Annotated in this window: 18 protein-coding genes and 1 rRNA gene; 13 read left to right on the top strand and 6 right to left on the bottom strand. The window is 52.2% G+C overall.

What is annotated here, in order from left to right:
• The first annotated feature begins 76 nt into the window (after positions 1-76).
• Together N512_RS0109225 and N512_RS0109220 are read left to right on the top strand one after the other, a co-directional pair.
• Positions 77-1882 (top strand): ABCB family ABC transporter ATP-binding protein/permease, encoded by a 1806-nt coding sequence (locus N512_RS0109225; protein WP_028780131.1) that lies wholly within the window; start codon positions 77-79, stop codon positions 1880-1882.
• A 60-nt stretch (positions 1883-1942) separates the two neighbouring features.
• On the top strand, positions 1943-2212 hold the full coding sequence (locus N512_RS0109220) for a hypothetical protein (protein ID WP_025011513.1): 270 nt from the start codon (positions 1943-1945) through the stop codon (positions 2210-2212).
• A gap of 13 nt (positions 2213-2225) precedes the next feature.
• Here the strand turns inward: N512_RS0109220 and N512_RS0109215 are convergent, their stop codons facing one another.
• The 3 genes from N512_RS0109215 to N512_RS22680 all read right to left on the bottom strand — a co-directional run bounded on the left by N512_RS0109215 (position 2226) and on the right by N512_RS22680 (position 4562).
• Positions 2226-2438, bottom strand: coding sequence for a hypothetical protein (locus tag N512_RS0109215; RefSeq protein ID WP_174840162.1), 213 nt, complete (start codon positions 2436-2438; stop codon positions 2226-2228).
• A 117-nt stretch (positions 2439-2555) separates the two neighbouring features.
• Entirely contained in the window at positions 2556-4046 is a 1491-nt protein-coding gene (locus tag N512_RS0109210) for an FMN-binding glutamate synthase family protein (protein ID WP_025011511.1), read from the bottom strand.
• A gap of 9 nt (positions 4047-4055) precedes the next feature.
• Positions 4056-4562: a phosphoglycerate mutase family protein gene (locus N512_RS22680; RefSeq protein ID WP_037466670.1), complete on the bottom strand. Its 507-nt coding sequence runs from the start codon at positions 4560-4562 to the stop codon at positions 4056-4058.
• Between the two features lie 137 nt (positions 4563-4699).
• On the opposite strand from N512_RS22680, the gene N512_RS0109200 reads away from it, so the two are divergent.
• From N512_RS0109200 to N512_RS0109190, 3 genes are all read left to right on the top strand, one after another.
• Positions 4700-5278 (top strand): DUF5610 domain-containing protein, encoded by a 579-nt coding sequence (locus N512_RS0109200; protein WP_028780130.1) that lies wholly within the window; start codon positions 4700-4702, stop codon positions 5276-5278.
• 114 nt (positions 5279-5392) lie between these two features.
• The gene (locus tag N512_RS0109195; protein WP_028780129.1) at positions 5393-6142 is read left to right on the top strand and encodes a ferredoxin--NADP reductase; all 750 of its coding nucleotides are present in this window, start codon (positions 5393-5395) and stop codon (positions 6140-6142) included.
• Between the two features lie 13 nt (positions 6143-6155).
• A complete protein-coding gene (locus N512_RS0109190) occupies positions 6156-6746 on the top strand; it encodes a glutathione S-transferase N-terminal domain-containing protein (protein ID WP_028780128.1) in 591 nt (196 codons plus the stop codon).
• Here the strand turns inward: N512_RS0109190 and N512_RS0109185 are convergent.
• Entirely contained in the window at positions 6708-7163 is a 456-nt protein-coding gene (locus N512_RS0109185; protein WP_175472264.1) for a hypothetical protein, read from the bottom strand. The genes N512_RS0109190 and N512_RS0109185 overlap by 39 nt on opposite strands.
• Before the next feature lie 215 nt (positions 7164-7378).
• Here N512_RS0109185 and N512_RS0109180 point away from each other — a divergent pair, with 215 nt between their 5' ends.
• The 5 genes from N512_RS0109180 to N512_RS0109155 all read left to right on the top strand — a co-directional run bounded on the left by N512_RS0109180 (position 7379) and on the right by N512_RS0109155 (position 14056).
• On the top strand, positions 7379-8395 hold the full coding sequence (locus N512_RS0109180; protein ID WP_028780126.1) for a Fe(3+) ABC transporter substrate-binding protein: 1017 nt from the start codon (positions 7379-7381) through the stop codon (positions 8393-8395).
• Between the two features lie 39 nt (positions 8396-8434).
• Entirely contained in the window at positions 8435-10066 is a 1632-nt protein-coding gene (locus tag N512_RS0109175; protein WP_028780125.1) for an ABC transporter permease, read from the top strand.
• Positions 10063-11106, top strand: a complete 1044-nt coding sequence (locus N512_RS0109170) for an ABC transporter ATP-binding protein (RefSeq protein WP_028780124.1) — start codon at positions 10063-10065, stop codon at positions 11104-11106. The genes N512_RS0109175 and N512_RS0109170 overlap by 4 nt, the downstream gene beginning before the upstream one ends.
• 272 nt (positions 11107-11378) lie before the next feature.
• Positions 11379-13022 (top strand): gamma-glutamyltransferase, encoded by a 1644-nt coding sequence (gene ggt / locus N512_RS0109165; RefSeq protein WP_231473555.1) that lies wholly within the window; start codon positions 11379-11381, stop codon positions 13020-13022.
• Positions 13023-13120: 98 nt separating this feature from the next.
• On the top strand, positions 13121-14056 hold the full coding sequence (locus N512_RS0109155) for a Dyp-type peroxidase (RefSeq protein WP_025886988.1): 936 nt from the start codon (positions 13121-13123) through the stop codon (positions 14054-14056).
• A gap of 59 nt (positions 14057-14115) precedes the next feature.
• Here N512_RS0109155 and argR read toward each other — a convergent pair whose 3' ends face one another.
• On the bottom strand, positions 14116-14586 hold the full coding sequence (gene argR / locus N512_RS0109150) for a transcriptional regulator ArgR (RefSeq protein ID WP_025012091.1): 471 nt from the start codon (positions 14584-14586) through the stop codon (positions 14116-14118).
• A gap of 285 nt (positions 14587-14871) precedes the next feature.
• Here argR and mdh point away from each other — a divergent pair, with 285 nt between their 5' ends.
• On the top strand, positions 14872-15807 hold the full coding sequence (gene mdh, locus N512_RS0109145; RefSeq protein WP_028780122.1) for a malate dehydrogenase: 936 nt from the start codon (positions 14872-14874) through the stop codon (positions 15805-15807).
• A 78-nt stretch (positions 15808-15885) separates the two neighbouring features.
• Here mdh and N512_RS0109140 read toward each other — a convergent pair whose 3' ends face one another.
• Positions 15886-16329, bottom strand: coding sequence for a DUF4124 domain-containing protein (locus N512_RS0109140; RefSeq protein WP_025890175.1), 444 nt, complete (start codon positions 16327-16329; stop codon positions 15886-15888).
• Positions 16330-16420: 91 nt separating this feature from the next.
• On the opposite strand from N512_RS0109140, the gene pssA reads away from it, so the two are divergent.
• Both pssA and N512_RS0109130 read left to right on the top strand, forming a co-directional pair.
• On the top strand, positions 16421-17323 hold the full coding sequence (gene pssA, locus N512_RS0109135) for a CDP-diacylglycerol--serine O-phosphatidyltransferase (RefSeq protein ID WP_028780121.1): 903 nt from the start codon (positions 16421-16423) through the stop codon (positions 17321-17323).
• Positions 17324-18068: 745 nt separating this feature from the next.
• Positions 18069-18185, top strand: a 16S ribosomal RNA gene (locus N512_RS0109130); the annotation flags it as partial.

Below are 18185 nucleotides of genomic sequence, written 5' to 3'. Positions count from 1 at the left end.
GGGCAGCCAAACAGATCGCAGACTTGAGTCCTGGTCACTGCTACACTCGAGTCACTCTTTTCCCCTGGCAAGATGTATGCGTCCAACTCTCTACTTTGAAGGTCCCGTCGATAAGCTCAACTGGCAAGTGCTCAAACTTCTCTGGCCCTATCTGCTGGAATACAAGGGCCGGATTATCCTGGCGCTGTCGTGTCTTGTTGTGGGAAAGCTCGCCAGTGTCGGCTTGCCTTTCCTGCTGAAGCATTTGGTAGATGGCCTTGGCGGCGAACAAACGGCGCAGCTGTTGGCCGTGCCCTTGGCGCTGGTTTTGGCTTATGGCGGCTTGAGATTGGTTAATGCACTCACGGGAGAGATCAGGGATACCCTCTTTGGCAGGGTAACAGAGAGAGCGATACGGCGCCTGGGGTTGCAGGTATTTGAACATATGCACCGGCTGGATCTTGGGTTTCATCTCGACAGACGCACCGGCGGATTATCGAGGGACATAGAGCGCGGCACCAGCGGCATCAGTTTTCTGATGCGCTTTATGGTGTTCAACATAGTACCTACCCTGCTGGAAATCCTGATGGTGGTGGCCATTTTGCTGTGGAATTACGGCATCTGGTTTGCGCTGATTACCTTCTGCTCCGTGTTGGCCTATGGCATGTTCTCTGTGATAGCCACCGAGTGGCGCACCGCCTATGTACGTGAGGCGGCAAAGGCCGACTCTGTATCCAATACCCGTGCTATCGACAGTTTGCTTAACTATGAAACCGTCAAGTACTTCAATAATGAAGCCTATGAGGCGAATGAGTATGACAAGGCTTTGGCGGATTGGGAGGTGGCCAAACGCAAGAATCGCCTGTCGCTGTTTGCTCTCAATGCCGGTCAGGCCACAATTATTGCTGTTGCCATGACCTTGATGCTGGGGCTCGCGGCTTTTGAAGTGACCCGGGGGCAGATGACAGTGGGTGATTTTGTGTTGATCAACGCCTTTATGATGCAACTCTTTATGCCGCTCAACTTCCTGGGTTTTGTGTATCGTGAGATTCGTGGAGCCTTGGCCAATATTGAAAGGATGTTCTCGCTGCTGGATAAGACTCCGCTGGTAAAAGATAACCCAGTGGCCAAGGATATCGTGCCGACAGAGGGCAGAGTCAGTTTTGACTCGGTTGGCTTTGGCTATGGTGACAGGGAGATACTCAAGGGCGTGAGTTTTGAGATAGAACCCGGGCAGAAGGTGGCTGTAGTGGGTGAAAGCGGCGCCGGTAAATCGACGTTGGTACGCTTGCTGTTCCGTTTTTACGATGTCAGCCAAGGGGCGATTCGGGTCGATGGTATAGATATTCGCGACATGACCCAAGATGCACTGCGCCGGGCCATCGCCATAGTGCCTCAGGATACAGTGCTGTTTAACGATACTCTGTTTGAAAACATTCGCTATGGCCGCCCCGATGCTTCTGACGCCGAGATTTGGCAGGCGATAGAGTTGGCCCATCTGAAGCAGTTTGTTGAGACATTACCACAGCAGGCTCAGACCAAGGTGGGTGAGAGAGGCATGAAACTCTCCGGCGGTGAAAAGCAGCGAGTGGCTATTGCCAGGGCGATATTGAAGCGCTCGCCGATACTGATCTTCGATGAAGCCACCTCGTCACTGGACAGCCGCTCCGAGAGGGCTATTCTCAAGGCGCTCGATGAAGTTGCCAAGGGCCATACCAGTCTGGTGATTGCCCACAGGCTGTCGACTGTGGTGGATGCCGATAAAATCTTAGTGTTGCATCAAGGTCGGTTGGTTGAGTCAGGCACCCACGACCACCTGTTGGCCGCCGATGGATATTATGCTCGTTTGTGGCGGATCCAGCACACAAAACAGGCAGATGAGTCGGTGCAAGTTCAGCATTGATTCAGGCTGGCTGCCGCATACTTGATGCTCCGAAGTAGCGTCAGCCTGGGGGCAGCACAGATGGAAAACATTGTATTGCAGGTCAATATCGAAGGAATGCAGGACAAAGTCCGTACAGACTGGAACAGTTTGGCAGATAATCTGAAAAAGCGGGGTATGGACGAAGTTGCCCTCAATCAACTGCATACTGAGTTACGTGCTGGACTGAGAGTTTCCACCCGCGGCCTGACTCTGTCTATGGTATCTGCGGAAACCTTTAATGCGGCGTTGGAAGGGATTATCAGTGAGTCAAGAAAGCAGGCTCAGTCGCAAGGGGTTTTGCGCAGCTGAGCCTGAGTTGATCCTATTTCTTGGTTTGGTTGCGGTCGGCTTGCCAGCCGTCGCACAGTAGGTTGAAACCATTTTTCGCTTCGTTTACCGGCGTCAGTTCAGTTATTTTACCGCCGCGATAACAGAGCATCTCTCCCTCAATCTCAATCAAACGGCTGCAATTCTTGCAGCTGAGCGATGCAGTTTTGCTCGTTTCCGGCTTGGGGACCTGACTGACAAATGTCATTTTCACTTCAAAATCCTCTGGAAGTGGCAAGTCTTGACTAGGAGTAAGATCTTACCACTTTTGTGACATAACGCACAATCTACCCACTATTATACTTTAGTGACAGCTAAATTATCTTTATTGATCGAAGTGAGCGTAATATTTATCCAAGGACACAGACAGACCATTTTGAGTGACGACTCTGACATGATGTGGCTTGAGCTGTCTTGGGTCACTGACTCCACAGGAATGGGCCAGCATCCCCAGGTCATGGTGTAATGCCTTGTTGTAGTTGGCGACTCGGGTGGATTTGTCTCTGGGATCCAAACCCTGTTGCAGCTTCTTGTTGTGGGTGGTTATCCCGGTAGGGCAGGTATCCTTGTTGCACTGCAATGCCTGAATACATCCCAGCGCAAACATGTTACCTCTGGCAGAGGCGATGAAGTCTGCGCCAAGAGCCAGTGCCCAGGCGACTCTGGAAGGGGTGATCAGCTTGCCCGAGGCAATCACTTTAATCCTCTGCTTCAATCCATGGCGGCGAAGATGATCCACCAGCAATGGCAGACTCTCTTTCAGCGGCAGGCCAACGTAATCCATCAGAGTTTGCGGCGCCGCGCCTGTGCCGCCATCGGCGCTGTCGAGGGTGAAGAAGTCGGGAGCCGATTCATGGCCGCGTTGGTTAATCTCTTCCAGAAAATCTTCCAACCAGTGGATATCACCCAAGACTGCCTTGATCCCTGTGGGTTTGCCTGTCACTTGCCTGACTCTGGCTATCATGTCGAGAATGTCGCCGACATGGTGAAATTCAATATGACCATTGGGACTGATGGAGTCCTGTCCGACAGGGATGCCGCGAATGGTGGCTATCTCTTCGGTTACTTTCACCCCGGGAAGAATTCCGCCTTTGCCTGGCTTGGCTCCCTGACTGAGTTTGATTTCGAACATTTTCACCTGAGAGTGAGCGGCCACTTCCCTGAGCTTGTCATCATCCAGGTGGCCTTCGGCATTGCGAACACCATATTTGGCGGTACCTATCTGAAACACCAGATCGCAATTTCCCTTGAGGTGGTGGGCGCTGAGGCCGCCTTCCCCTGTGTTGAGCCAGCATCCTGCCTGAGCCGCACCATGGGAAAGGGCGGTAACAGCCGGGCGGGAGAGGGCGCCAAAGCTCATGGCGGAAATATGGCAAATGGCGCTGGTGGCAAAGGGATGTTCACAGTCCGGGCCAATAACCACAGGCGTTGGTGGCACAACGTCTTGATCCAGCGTTGGGAAGGCCGTATTCATAAACATGATACTGCCGTTGGCTTCCAGTGGCCTGGTGGAGCCGAAGGCTATGGTGCGATCAACATTTTTCGCCGCCCGATATACCCAACTACGCTCGGCGCGATTAAAGGGGAGTTCTTCCCGATCGAGGGCAAAAAAGTACTGGCGGAAGAATTCGCCCATTTTCTCGAAGAAATATCTGAATCGGCCTACAACAGGGTAGTTATGCCGCACCGCCTGCTTGGTTTGCATCACATCGGCGATATACATGTAAGTGATCACCAAAAGCCCTAAGCCGACGACTATCAGAAATAGGCCGGAAAACAGTTCCAGCCCCCACATAAACCAGTTTTGCTCGCGCATCTTCTATCCTTATTGACTGCCAAAGTGGGTGGTTACCAGGCCTGTGGGCCCCTGTTCTCCCAAGGTGAGAATAAACAGTTGGTCGTATTGCTGCTCATTCAGGCTAACCAGGGGGCCACCCAGAGCCTTAATGATGGCCGGAACTGTATTGCTGTGGCCGGCGATCAGCACATTGCCTTGGCTGGCTTTAACCGCATCAGCTATGGCATTGATGTGAGCCTCCAAGCCGGCTTTGGCTGGAAACACTTCTATCCTGAGTTGTTTGGCTGTTGCAATCGGCGCCAGGGTTTCCTGAGTACGGCGAAACTCACTCGACATCAGCCTTTGCAGTTGGGTGTCCCGTAATGCCTCGGCCAGAGCCTCGGCTCGCGCCTTACCGGCGGCTGTCAGCCCGGGATCGGTTCCCTGGGCTTTTTCCGCGTGCCTAACCAGAAATATGGTTTGATTGGTGTCAGCGGCAAGGGATGGCAAGCTAAAAAACACAGAAAGACAAAGCAGTAGGAAAATTCTTACCATTTTTATTTCCTATCAAATACTTAAATAGCATGCGGGATCATAGCTCAGACTATCGGTCTGGGTAAACAATCGCTAAACTAATTACTGAGCTGGTCGATAATTAACCTGAGATACGCTTTTCATACGAGGAAACCAAGATGGAAATCCGCAATCATGGCGCTCAGGTATCTGAGGTGGCCAAGGACAAGACCCAACAACTGGACGGGAATCATGGCAAGGCGGTATCTGAAGTCGCCAGCAGCAAGAGCGCCCGCCATGTCAGCCAGCAGTTGATGAATAACGCTATTCTGGCGGCGCAGGAGGAGGTAAGCCTCAATAGCGGCAACGAACCCATGAGTCTCTTATATCGCGCCGCGATTGAGGCCATCAATGAAGAACTGGCACCTTACATGGGGGAAAATGCCCTGCAGCAGGTGCAGGATCAGCAGATAGATACTTCTCCCGAGGCCACGGCCGACAGAATTGTCGGTTTTGCCACTCAGTTCTTCAGTGTCTACCAGCAGCAAAATTCCAGCATGGATTTTGACAGTCAGCTGTCCGGTTTTATGGACGTTATAGGCGGCGCCATAGATCAGGGCTTTAAAGAGGCGACGGATATTCTCTCCGGGCTCAAGGTGCTGGAAGGCGATATCAAGGCCGGGGTAGATGAAACTTACTCCCTGGTACAGCAAGGGTTGCAGGCATTCAGAGACAGCTTTAGCACAGAGCAGGAATAATTGAGCTCACGCGAAACCTTACCTGCAGATAACACCCCTCACTATGAGGGGTTTTTGTTGGCTGAATATGGAGTTATGCTGCAATAATCGTCTTGTGTTACCTAAGGAGAAGCTATGTGGACTGAAGGTCGGGTCATTGAGCGTATCGATTGGAACAGCAAGTTATTCAGCCTGAGGATAGCCGCCGAGATAGCGCCGTTTATTGCCGGCCAGTTTATCAAACTCAGTCAGGTGCGGGATGATAAACGTATCGCCCGGGCCTATTCTCTGGTGAATGCCCCTGGGGCCGACTATCTTGAAATACTGGCGGTGGCGGTAGATCAAGGCCAGTTGTCGCCAGACCTGCAATCTTTGCAGCCGGGTGACAGTATTAGTGTGACAGACAAAGCCACCGGCTTTATGACCCTGGATGAGATCCCCAAAGGGGAATTACAGGGGCGCCACCTGTGGTTTTTGGCAACAGGTACTGCTGTGGGGCCGTTTCTTTCCATGCTGGATACTCAGGAGCCTTGGCAACGGTTTGATAAAGTGGTTCTGGTTTACGGGGTAAGAGAAGTGCAGGATCTCGCCTATCTCGATAAGATCCGCGGCTATCAACAGACCTATCACGAGCAATTTGTGTTTGTGCCCAGTGTCACTCGTGAAGACTTTGACGGTGCGCTGCGTTGTCGCATCCCGGATGGGTTGCAAAGCGGTGAGATAGAGGCCAAGGCCGGGCTGAGCATAAGTGCAAAGGACTCGCAATTGATGCTTTGTGGTAATCCCGGAATGATCCAGGGGGCTACGGCGGCACTTATCGATAAAGGCTTGGCCAAAAACCTGCGCCGGGCCCCCGGACAGATAACAGTCGAAAAATACTGGTAACAGGAGAGTCTGGATGCAGCTCTATTACTCTACAGCTTCGCCTTATGCCCGCGTGGTCAGGGTCATTGCCCGCGAGCTGGGTTTGGCGCTGGATGAAAAGCTGGTCAATCCCTTCGATAACAGTGACGAGTTACTGTCAGTTAACCCCTTGGGGAAAATTCCCTGTCTGCTTTTGGACGATGGCGCCGCAATGTTCGACAGCGAAGTCATTGTCCGCTTTCTGGACGACAAATTCGGCCAGGATCGTTTCTTTGGGCCATCCAGAAACTGGGCCTATGAGTGTCAGTTCTCACTGCTCAAAGGCGCGCTGGATAGCGCCGTTGGCTTAAGGCAGGAACAGATGCGTGAAGAGGAGGGGGTTCGTTCTCCTTTCTGGAGCGGCCGTTTCGAGCAGGCCCTGCTCAGAGCCTTGATGGAGGTGGAGCGTCAGGGAATCATCGCGAGCGGTCCACTCGATGCCAGGCAGGTGCTGCTATTGGTGCTACTCGAATACCTTGATTTTCGTCATCCGGATCTCGATTGGCGTAAAGTAGTGCCTGCCCTGGCACACTGGCAGGAATCGGCGTCACTCAGGCAGAGTTTCCGAGATACTCGTCCTGGATGATTTCTCGGTAATTTGCGGTTTGGCCAAGTCCGAGTAACGCCTGCCCTTGGGGTTGTCCCTGCGGTTGGTTTCACCGAAGGCACCGTAGAGATCATGGCTCATGCCATAATCCAGCCGTCGGTCGCTGAAGGGAACCCTTCTATCTTCATGATGTTGATACTTGCAGTCGCATTGGCTGCAATCACACTCAGGCAAGGGAAGCCTGGGCGCCTCCTTCGACAAAAAACGCTTGCCTTCAAGCACTCTTATCGCCTGGCAGGCAGTTGGTGTCAACATTATGGAGACACAGTGATACTGCTTTTCCTGCGGCGTAACAGGTTTGGCCAGCCGTCGCTTTCCTGGCCTTAATCTGTGGCGGAACAGAAACAATATCAGTAGCAAAGACACCACAGCCAGCAAGATTTCCAACATATCCAAGGCGTTTTCCCCCTCGCCATGCATGGGTTTTAAGGTTCAGTTTAGTTTAGTTTGCGACAATTCGGCCGATTCCAATCGCTTTGCTCCCAGCCGCTGCCATTCTGTCTATTTCATTTGTATTCCCCTTGCCAGAATTTTTGCACTAGGCTGAAAACAAAGTGGATTAGAAATAGTTCTCATTAAATTACTCATCCCAATATGGAGTGCCGAAGAATATGAGCTACAAAACAGGTCTGATACTTTGCAGTGCGTTGGCCGCATCCAGCGTGACGCTGCCGGTGGCCGCCGCCGGTGAGGTGACGGTTTATTCCTATCGTCAGGAGTTTTTGGTCAAGCCCATTCTGGATGACTTCAGTCAGGCTACCGGGGTGAAGGTTAATTTTGTGTTTGCCAAAGATGGCATCGCCGATAGATTGGCCCGTGAAGGACGCTTATCACCGGCGGATCTGGTGCTGACGTCTGACTTTTCCCGTTTGCAGGAATTGGTGGACAAGCAGTTGGTCAAACAGGTGGAAAGCGACACGCTCAAGCAGAATATTCCGGCCCAATACCGGGATCCAGAAGGAAACTGGTACGCCCTAACCATGAGAGTGCGTAATCTCTATTCCAGCAATGAGCGCCTCGGGCCGCTGGCGATCAACTATGAAGACCTGGCCGATGCCCGCTACAAGGGCAAGGTTTGTATGCGTAGTGGCAAGCATCCCTACAACATAGCGCTGGTGGCCTCCATGATAGCCCACCACGGTGAAGCCGATGCCAAGAGTTGGCTTCAGGGACTGAAGAGTAACTTGGCCCGTAAGCCTCAGGGTAACGACAGGGCGCAGGTGCAGGCGGTGAAAGAAGGCTTGTGTGATATCGCCATCGGTAACAGCTATTACTATGGCAAGATGCTGCAAGACCCCAAACAGCGGCCATGGGCTGAAGCGGCGGTAATCAACTTCCCGAACCAGGAAAATCGCGGTGCCCATATCAATGTCTCGGGTATGGCGCTGGCCAAGCATGCACCTAACTCGGCCGATGCCCTCAAGTTGATGGAGTATCTGTCTTCGGATGCCGCCCAACAGAGTTATGCCGAGGTCAATATGGAATATCCGGTCAAGGTCGATGTGCCTGTCTCAGAACTGGTGGCATCCTGGGGTGACTTCAAAGCCGATGACTTGCCTGTCTACAAATTGGCAGAGCACCATCAGGCGGCGCTGAGACTGCTCGATGAGGTTAAGTTTGATCTCTGAGCTTGAAGGCGTTTTTGCAAAGGTTGTAGGGGAATAGCGGTGATCCTGACCTTCTCCAAGGGCTGGTCGTGGGCGGGGTTTACCGTCTGCGGCCTTATGGTGGCGCCTTTGCTGGCGCTGGTCATGCAGGCGTTCGAACCGGGTGAAACCCGCTTTGGGCAGATGTTTGCCACTGTGTTGCCGTCATACATAGCCAATACCTTCTGGCTGATGTTGGGGGTGAGTGTCGGCAGTCTGCTTTTGGCGGTGCCGGCTGCCTGGCTGGTGGCGCGCTGTGAGTTTCGGGGCCGGCGCCTGTTCCAGTGGGCTCTGTTGTTGCCGCTGGCCATGCCGGCCTATATTGTCGCTTATGTGTATACCGATTTACTGGATTATGCCGGGCCTGTGCAGCGGTTTTTACGCGCAAGTTTTGGTTGGCAATCGGTAACCGACTACTGGTTTCCCGATATTCGAACTCTGGGCGGCGCCACTGTGATGTTGTCGCTGGTACTCTTCCCCTACGTTTACCTCTTGGGGCGCACCGCTTTTCTGGAGCAATCCTTAAGTTTGCAGCATGCAGCCAAGGTGATGGGCTGCTCGCCATGGCAGAGTTTCTGGCGTTTGTCGCTGCCAATGGCGCGCCCGGCGCTGGCGGCCGGTGTCGCCCTGGTGGCCATGGAAACCATGGCTGACTTGGCGACGGTCAATTATTTTGCGGTATCCACTCTGACCACGGCTGTTTACGACACCTGGCGAGCCTATGGTGACTTGGCGGCCGCGGCTAAAATTTCGCTATTGATGTTGCTTGGTGTCTTTACTCTGTTTGCGCTGGAGCGTATGGCGAGGCGCAAACAGCAATTGTTTCAAAAGCAGCTGTTGCTGGAGGCGCCAGAGCCTTACCGGCTCAAAGGTTGGCGTGAGTGGTTGGCGCTCGGCTACTGCTCGCTGTTGCTGCTACTGGCTTTTGTTTTGCCATTTGTCATTCTCGGCAGTTACGCCTTGGATTACTGGCAACAGAGCTGGAACAGCGACTTTTGGCAGTACAGCCTCAACAGCCTAACGGTTGCCGCCATCAGCAGTGTATTGTGTTTGCTTTTGGCTATCCTCTTGATGTTCATTCGCCGCCTGAGCCCGCGAAAGTGGGACATGTTGCCATCCCGTCTGGTCAGTACCGGCTACGCTCTGCCGGGCACAGTGCTGGCGATTGCCGTGCTTATTCCGTTGACCTGGCTCGATTTCAGAATCGATGATCTCTACGCTCTGTTCGAGCGCCAAGGTCCGGGGCTGCTGTTCACCGGCAGTATCGCCGCCCTGGTGCTGGCGTTTTGTATTCGCTTTGCCGCCATCGCCATCGGCAGCATAGAGAGCAGTTATAAACGGCTGTCGCCTTCTCTTGACATGGCGGCCATCAGCCTGGGCAAGACACCGGGTAAAGTGCTGGCATTAATCCATCTGCCACTGCTGCGCAGCGGTATTTTTGCCGCTCTGCTGCTGGTATTTATCGAGGCGATGAAAGAGTTGCCGGCTGCCTTACTGCTAAGCCCTGTCGGGTTTCACAACCTGGCCACCCAAGTGTTCCAATACGTCTCCGATGAGCAGTTGGAGCAGGGGGCGCTGGCGGCTATTGTCATTGTGTTGGTGGGGCTGGTGCCCTTGATTTACCTCAACCGTTCGCTGGAGCAAAACAACTGATGTCGACCCTGAGTGTCAAGCAACTCCACAGCCATTATGGCGCCTTGCAGGTGCTCAAAGGGCTGAGTATTACCTTGCAAGCCGGTGAAATTGCCGCCCTGCTCGGACCCAGTGGTTGTGGTAAAACGACTCTGCTCAGAGCCATTGCCGGACTGCAGCCGGTCTCCGCCGGTGAAATTCATATCAGCGGCCGTGCAGTAACCACGGATAAGCTGCAGGTTCCGGGAGAGGAGCGTGGCGTGGGGATGATCTTTCAGGACTATGCCCTGTTTCCCCACTTGACGGTCGCGCAGAATATCCTCTTTGGTGTCAAGGGATTGAATAAGGCACAGCGCCTGAGCCGGCTCGAGGAGATGCTGGATCTGGTCAAGCTCCCGGGGCTTGCTGAACGTTATCCCCACGAGTTGTCCGGTGGTCAACAGCAGAGGGTGTCGATTGCCAGGGCGCTTGCCTATGAACCTGAACTGCTGTTGTTGGATGAACCCTTCTCCAACATAGATGCCCAGGTACGCGGCGAGCTGATGCTGGAGATTCGCGCGATCCTCAAGAGCCGTAACGTCAGCGCCGTATTTGTGACCCACAGTAAGGATGAGGCCTTTGTTTTTGCCGATACCCTGGCGCTGTTTGAAGATGGAAAAATAGTGCAGCAAGGCAGTGCTGAAACTCTCTATGCCAACCCGGTCAATCGCTATGTGGCGGACTTTCTCGGCAGTGGTAATTATCTTAAGGCCCAGGTCAGCTGCGAACACTGTGTCGATACTCAAATCGGCCGCCTTAAGAGCTCTTTGCCCCATGGTTTGCCACTGAACTGGCAGGGCGAGTTGTTGCTGCGGCCACAGCAGTTGGAGTTACGACCCGACGAACAGGGGCTGGCTGTGGTTACCGAGCGGCGTTTTCTGGGCAATGTTTGCCACTATGATGTGCAGCAAGAGGGAGTCATACTCGAGGTTCGTAGTCATCAGGTACAGTTTTCTCCAGGGCAGAGAGTCAGGCTGTCGGCACTGGAACATCCGCTGGTGTTGTTCGGTAATGGCTGTTAATAACAATTGTTTCATAAGTTTGCTGTGGGTGATAATTTGTTTGTCTCTGTGTTATACCAAGCAATCGGTTTGATTGAACTCATCATAGGTATTCACTGAACCCCGGACTCGCCCTTGCGCCGCTCCGGGATGAGAGCGGAGGCGAGATGCATAACCACAGCAATAATAAAATGCAGGACGCACAAGGGATACGGAATATCAGCAACAGCTCATGTCGTCAGCTGTTACTCGGCGTCATCGGGAGTTTGGCTGTTTTCTGCAGCACAGGAAGCATGGCGATGGACAGAATCACGGGCGCGGCCTTTGCGAGCCGCTCTGAAGTCTATGCGGTCAATGGTATGGCGGCAACCAGCCAACCACTGGCGACTCAGGTGGCGGTCGATATTCTCAAACAAGGAGGCAGTGCCGTGGATGCCGCGATTGCCGCCAATGCCATGCTGGGGTTGGTGGAGCCTACTGGCTCTGGCATAGGCGGCGATCTTTTTGCCATTGTCTGGAGCGCCAAAGAGCAGCGGCTCTATGGGCTTAATGCGTCTGGCCGAAGTCCGGTTTCTCTGACGTTGGAGATGCTCAAGGCCAAAGGGCTTGAGCATCTGCCGCCTTATGGGCCTTTGCCCGTATCCGTGCCCGGTGCCGTGGATGGCTGGTATGAACTGCATGACAAGTTCGGCAAATTGCCTATGAAGGATAACCTGGCGCCGGCTATTCATTATGCCCGTGAAGGATTTCCGGTTTCCGAGCTCATCGCCTTCTATCTGGCTCGCAGCGGTGAAAAGCTGGCCAAATACCCGGGGTTTAAAGAAACCTATATGCCAGGCGGCCGCATGCCGGCCGTCGGTGAATTGTTTCGAAACCCGGCTTTGGCAAACAGCTATGAAAAAATTGCCAAGGGGGGCCGGGACGTCTTTTACAAAGGAGAGATAGCCCGCAGTATTGCCGCCTATATGCAACAACAGGGCGGTTATCTTTCCTATGAAGATCTCGCTTCTCACAAGAGTGAGTGGGTTGAGCCTGTATCGGTTAATTATCGGGGCTATGATATCTGGGAGCTGCCGCCCAACGGCCAGGGAATAGCGGCACTGCAGATCCTTAAAACCCTGGAGCCATTTAATCTCAAGGCCATGGGGCTGGACAGCGCCGAATATGTGCATCATTTCGTGGAAGCAAAAAAGCTGGCATTTGCCGACCGAGCCAAGTTCTACGCCGACATGGACTTTGCCGAAGTGCCGGTAGCGTCACTTATCTCCAAAGAATACAACTATGCCAGAGCCAAGCTTATCGATGCTGATAAAGCCTCTGCCAGTGTTGAGCCGGGTAATCCCAATCTTTTACACGGTGATACCATCTATCTCACTACCGCCGATAAAGAAGGCAATATGGTGTCCCTCATCCAGAGCAATTATCGAGGTATGGGCTCAGGCATGACGCCTCCGGATTTGGGATTTGTGCTGCAGGACAGGGGTCAGCTGTTTGATCTCACTCCCGGGCGTGCCAACTCTTATGCACCGGGTAAGAGACCGTTTCATACCATAATTCCGGCCTTTGTCACCAAAGATGGCAAGCCCTGGCTCAGCTTTGGTGTCATGGGGGGAGCCACCCAACCCCAGATGCACGCTCAGATCATGATTAATCTGATTGATTTTGGCCTCAACCTGCAGGAGGCGGGCGATGCTCCGAGAATACTGCATACAGGTTCCAGCCAACCGACCGGCGAGCAAATGACAGATGGCGGTTATATCAGTCTCGAGTCGGGCTTTTCCATGGAAACCCGCCGTGAGCTGATGAAAAAGGGACATACTTTGAGTGATTCTCTCGGGGCTTTTGGTGGTTATCAGGCCATAGGTATCAATGTTGAAAGCGGCGTTTATCGGGGAGCGTCCGAGTCCCGTAAAGACGGGCAGGCATCAGGTTATTGAAAGCAATCGGCAAAAACGTGCGTGAGCTAATTCAAATTAATGCTCAAGTTGCGGATAATAAGGCCGAAGATGAATTAATCTGAAAGGGTAGATTGCAAATGGATACACAGGTTATGCCACGGGAACAACTGGGAATCTGCGCTGAGGGAAATCTGCACAGCGTTTATCTGATGTTCAATGCCAACGAAGGCGGGGAGTCACAACTGCGTCCTTGCTTGGCCAATGTCGCCCAGTATTTGTATGAGCTGGCAGATCAGTATGCCGACAGTGCCTTTAACGCCTTTGTGGCGATTGGTGCCAACTTTTGGGATCACCTCTATCCGGGAAGCAGACCGGCTGAACTCAGGCCATTTCCTGCTATGGAGTCGGGTAACCGGGATGCGCCGGCAATAGAGTTCGATATTTTTATTCACCTGCGTTGTGATCGCCTAGATATTCTTCATCTGGTGGCCAATGAGGTCAACGAAATGCTGGAAGGGTTGGCTGAACTGGAAGAGGAGGAGCGCGGGTTCCGCTTTATGGACAGCCGCGATCTGACCGGTTTTGTCGATGGCACAGAAAACCCCAAGGGCAGAGGCCGTCAAGCTGTGGCCCTGGTAGGTGATGAAGACGATGCATTTCGCGGCGGTAGCTACATTCATGTACAGAAATATGTCCACAATTTGAGTAAGTGGCACAGACTGCCGCAGAAAAAGCAGGAAGACATCATAGGCCGCACCAAGCAGGACAACATAGAGTACGCCTCGGAAGACAAACCGCTGACGGCACATATCAAGCGGGTAAATCTCAAGTATGACAATGGTGAGTCGATGGAGATCCTGCGTCAGAGCATGCCCTATGGTTCTGTAAAACAGCAGGGTTTGATGTTTATCTCCACCTGTAAGACACCTAACCATTTCGAAAAGATGCTTCACAGTATGGTTTTCGGTGACGGAGAAGGACACCATGATCACCTGATGCACTTTACTCAGGCGGTAACTGGTTCCTCTTTCTTTGCCCCATCTCTGGATTTCATGATCCAGTTTGATGATTAATAGCGCGATAACGAAAAAAACGCCCCTCAATGAGGGCGTTTTTTTATGGCATTTTCAACTCAGTCTGTGTAATTGAACAGCGACTTCACTGTTTCCAGGGTTTCATCAATGGTCTTGATGCTGGAAGGGCAGATAAAGATAGTATCATCACCGGCGATAGTGCCCAGAATACCTTCTGGCTTGCCGATGGAGTCCAACAGCCTGGCAATTAACTGCGCCGCGCCCGGGCTGGTACGCACCACTATCATGGCTTGGTTATGATCCACATCCAATACCAGATTCTTCAGCGGGCTGCCGGCAGTAGGTACCCCTAGTTCAGCCGGTAAGCAGTAGACCATCTCCTGCTTGGCGTTACGGGTGCGCACGGCACCGAACTTGCTCAGCATGCGCGAGACTTTGGACTGGTTAATATTGGCAAAGCCTTCGGCTTGCAGTGCATTGACTATTTCACTCTGGGAGCCGAAGCGCTCCTCTTTAAGCAGAGCCTTGAAGGTTCTGATTAGCTCATCCTGATTTTTGCTTGCTTGCATCATCTTCTTCTGTCGTTATTCAGAAAATCCCGGCCATTCTGCATATCAAACGGATAAGTGTCAACAAATACCCAAGATGTATGCATAAAAATGCAATGCAGGTCATTTGGTGGGTAAAAGAAGCCTCAGTGGGCAGTAGAAAACGCTGAAGTTAATTCAGCTTTTGATGAAACAGAGTCATATGACTAAGGGATAATTGCTATTTTTGTGACGATCCTTTAATGTTGCGCCATCACAGAATTAGATCTATGTCACACATAATTCCGAGAATTGACGGAGATAACTATGAAAGTTGCTGTACTTGGTGCTGCTGGTGGTATCGGCCAGGCTCTTGCCCTTCTGTTGAAAACCCAATTGCCTGCCGGCTCTCAGCTGTCACTCTATGATATCGCCCCCGTAACGCCTGGGGTTGCCGTGGATCTGAGCCATATCCCGACAGCAGTTGAAGTTAAAGGTTTTGCCGGTGAAGACCCTACGCCTGCACTGGAAGGTGCCGATGTGGTGCTGATTTCTGCCGGTGTTGCCCGTAAGCCGGGCATGGATCGTTCTGATCTGTTCAATATCAATGCCGGTATCGTCCGTAACCTGATTGAAAAAGTGGCCGCGACTTGTCCCAAGGCGCTGATCGGTATCATCACTAACCCAGTGAACACCACTGTGGCCATTGCTGCTGAAGTACTGAAAAAAGCCGGTGTTTACGACAAGAACCGCCTGTTCGGTGTGACGACTCTCGATGTCATCCGCTCTGAAACCTTTATCGCCGAAGCCAAAGGGCTGAACGTCGCCGATGTTAAAGTCAATGTGATTGGCGGCCACAGCGGTGTGACCATTCTGCCTCTGTTGTCTCAGGTTGAAGGTGTCAGCTTCTCTGATGAAGAAGTTGCTGCCCTGACCAAGCGTATTCAAAACGCCGGCACTGAAGTGGTTGAAGCCAAAGCCGGTGGCGGCAGCGCAACTCTGTCCATGGGCCAGGCCGCTTTCCGTTTCGGTCTGTCGCTGATCCGCGGTCTGCAGGGGGAAGCCAATGTGATCGAGTGCGCCTATGTTGATGGTGGCAGTGAGCACGCTGAATTTTTTGCCCAGCCAGTGGTACTCGGCAAGAATGGTATCGAAAAGGTTCTGCCGTATGGAGAGCTGAGTGCGTTTGAAACCAATGCCCGTGATGCCATGCTGGATACCTTGAAGGCGGATATCAAACTGGGTGTAGACTTCGCTAAGTAAGTCAACTTCAGTGAATAAAAAGGAGCGCCGCGGCGCTCCTTTTTGCTACTTGAGCTTATTCTTCTCTGGCCTTGCTGGCTAGTTTCTTTGGCAAAACAGCCGAATTCTTTCCTGCTGCTCCTTTATCTGCGCCTGCCGTTCTTCTTCTGTCATCTTAATCATTTCACCGGAGGCCTCATCTTTACGTTGCAGTCTGGTGTGGGTATTGAGTACATCCAATTGGAATTTGGCCTTATCACAAATAGCCTGAGCCTGGGCCGCATCTTTCTCCTTGATCAATTTGGCCTGTTTCTCAGACTCAGTTTCCTGCACAACGTCATCTTTTCGCTGCGGTGCGACCGTGCCAATTCTGGCGGGTTGCAGATTTTGGCTGTCCAGTTCGGTGGCTTGTTGTTGTGGCGGCGGCTCTTGGCTGTAGTGGGTAACGCCATTTTCATCGACCCAAGTATAGATGGGCGTTGCCGAGGCAGCGTTGGCTCCGAGTAATGCCAGCAGAGCCATAAATAGGCTGATCCTTATCATTGTCTGTTTCCGTTTCTGCAGGGTGAGCTTGTCTGAGCAAGTGTGTTATCTTTGCCGCTATAGACCTTTATTACACCATCAGGTTAAGTGTATGCAAAATTTATCCAAGCCAACAATAAAAACCCGTGGCATCTATCTGTTACCCAATCTGATGACAACGGCAGGATTGTTCTCGGGCTTCTATGCTGTTATCGCTTCCATGAATGGGCACTTTGAGGCATCGGCTATTGCTGTATTTGTTGCCATGTTATTCGATGGACTGGATGGTCGTCTGGCGCGTTTGACCAACACTCAGAGTGCCTTTGGTGCCGAGTACGACTCGATGGCAGATATGGTGTCCTTCGGTATGGCTCCGGCCTTGATAGCCTATAACTGGGGGCTTTCTGAATTGGGCAAAATAGGTTGGCTGGCGGCCTTTGTCTATTGCGCCGGTGCTGCCTTGCGTCTGGCGCGCTTCAATACCCAAGTAGGAGTGGCCGATAAACGTTTCTTCCAAGGTCTTGCCAGTCCGGCCGCAGCGGCTCTTATTGCCGGCAGTGTCTGGCTGGGGCAGGGCTACGGCGTCTCAGGGCATGATATAGGTATATTGGTGGCCCTGGTTACGGCCGTTGCCGGTCTGTTGATGGTGAGTAATTTCCGCTATCACTCCTTTAAAGAAGTCGATTGGCGTGGCAAGGTGAACTTCCTGGTGATCTTGCTGGTAGTGGCCGTATTTGTGGTGATCTCGGTCGAGCCTGCATTAATTCTCTGTCTGCTATTTTATCTCTATGCTCTCTCAGGGCCTGTGGTTACCATTCGCAGTGTTAGAAAACTCAAGGTGTCTCATGTCGTTGGTGATGACGATGAGGCAGATGACTGTGATGGCAAAGCATCAAGTGCAGAGAACTCTTCCATTTCCCATGCTCGAGATAACAAAGATAGCGATAACAAAGAGAGCGCCGAAGAAAAAGAAGATACGGGAGATAAAGCGAGCCAAGACAAGCTCAAGTCATGAATCTCTCTTGAAAGTGAAAACTTTGGGCTGCCACTCAAAAGGCTTTTACTCTGCAAAGCGGCAAAATATGTGCTAAACCTAGATCCCACCTTGAGTGAAATAGTCTTGTGAAGACTCGTTTCACTCGGGCAACGGAACCCAACTTGCTAACTGTTCGACTCAAGGACGTAAGTTCGGGCATAGGTTTGGCATAGCTTCGAGCAGAGATGCAGAGGATTGATATCACTTTGACGAGCAACTCTGGTTAGTGAGCAAGTCAGCTTGCATAGCCATCTCAGTCGGTTCAAGTTACTCATCAAGATAAAAAGGGACTTTAGGGTAATATCTATGTTGCTCAAAGGTTGGTTTTGCCCTGTTGATGCCTAAATAGTGTTCGCTTGGTGTGGTTTTGCAAAAATCCCCCTTGCACAAAAGTTTTGGCTCCCTATAATGCGCTCCCACTGACACGGCACAGCGGCAACGCAAAAGACGTGACAGGGTCGAAGAAAAACGGCTCTTGAGCCCTTTCAACGACAGGCGAAAAAAGATGGTAATTACCTCTTGACGCCGCAGCAGGAAAGCGTAGAATACGCAGCCCTGACCCGATGGCCACAGCGCCTAAGGGATTGCTCTTTAACAAGATAAACAAGCAAATCTGTGTGGACACTCACAGGCATTGAGAAATCGACAAAACGATTTAACTCGATGAAGAGTGTTCATACGAACAGAATTCATTGAGCAGAACCTTCGGGTTCAACCAAAACTTTAATTGAAGAGTTTGATCATGGCTCAGATTGAACGCTGGCGGCAGGCCTAACACATGCAAGTCGAGCGGTAACATTTCAAAAGCTTGCTTTTGAAGATGACGAGCGGCGGACGGGTG

Origin of the sequence: Shewanella sp. 38A_GOM-205m (assembly GCF_000518445.1) — a bacterium.
GTDB classification, from domain to species: Bacteria; Pseudomonadota; Gammaproteobacteria; order Enterobacterales; family Shewanellaceae; genus Shewanella; species Shewanella algae.
Note: the sequence above shows the minus strand (reverse complement) of the source record. Positions and strands in the feature narration are given on the sequence as shown.

What these genes read in the sequence shown, in the direction of transcription:
- N512_RS0109225 (WP_028780131.1), top strand. Translation starts at nt 77, where the DNA reads ATGCGTCCAACTCTCTACTTTGAAGGTCCCGTCGATAAGCTCAACTGG.
- N512_RS0109220 (WP_025011513.1), top strand. Translation starts at nt 1,943, where the DNA reads ATGGAAAACATTGTATTGCAGGTCAATATCGAAGGAATGCAGGACAAA.
- N512_RS0109215 (WP_174840162.1), bottom strand. Translation starts at nt 2,438, where the DNA reads ATGACATTTGTCAGTCAGGTCCCCAAGCCGGAAACGAGCAAAACTGCA.
- N512_RS0109210 (WP_025011511.1), bottom strand. Translation starts at nt 4,046, where the DNA reads ATGCGCGAGCAAAACTGGTTTATGTGGGGGCTGGAACTGTTTTCCGGC.
- N512_RS22680 (WP_037466670.1), bottom strand. Translation starts at nt 4,562, where the DNA reads ATGGTAAGAATTTTCCTACTGCTTTGTCTTTCTGTGTTTTTTAGCTTG.
- N512_RS0109200 (WP_028780130.1), top strand. Translation starts at nt 4,700, where the DNA reads ATGGAAATCCGCAATCATGGCGCTCAGGTATCTGAGGTGGCCAAGGAC.
- N512_RS0109195 (WP_028780129.1), top strand. Translation starts at nt 5,393, where the DNA reads ATGTGGACTGAAGGTCGGGTCATTGAGCGTATCGATTGGAACAGCAAG.
- N512_RS0109190 (WP_028780128.1), top strand. Translation starts at nt 6,156, where the DNA reads ATGCAGCTCTATTACTCTACAGCTTCGCCTTATGCCCGCGTGGTCAGG.
- N512_RS0109180 (WP_028780126.1), top strand. Translation starts at nt 7,379, where the DNA reads ATGAGCTACAAAACAGGTCTGATACTTTGCAGTGCGTTGGCCGCATCC.
- ggt (WP_231473555.1), top strand. Translation starts at nt 11,379, where the DNA reads ATGGCGATGGACAGAATCACGGGCGCGGCCTTTGCGAGCCGCTCTGAA.
- N512_RS0109155 (WP_025886988.1), top strand. Translation starts at nt 13,121, where the DNA reads ATGGATACACAGGTTATGCCACGGGAACAACTGGGAATCTGCGCTGAG.
- argR (WP_025012091.1), bottom strand. Translation starts at nt 14,586, where the DNA reads ATGCAAGCAAGCAAAAATCAGGATGAGCTAATCAGAACCTTCAAGGCT.
- mdh (WP_028780122.1), top strand. Translation starts at nt 14,872, where the DNA reads ATGAAAGTTGCTGTACTTGGTGCTGCTGGTGGTATCGGCCAGGCTCTT.
- N512_RS0109140 (WP_025890175.1), bottom strand. Translation starts at nt 16,329, where the DNA reads ATGATAAGGATCAGCCTATTTATGGCTCTGCTGGCATTACTCGGAGCC.
- pssA (WP_028780121.1), top strand. Translation starts at nt 16,421, where the DNA reads ATGCAAAATTTATCCAAGCCAACAATAAAAACCCGTGGCATCTATCTG.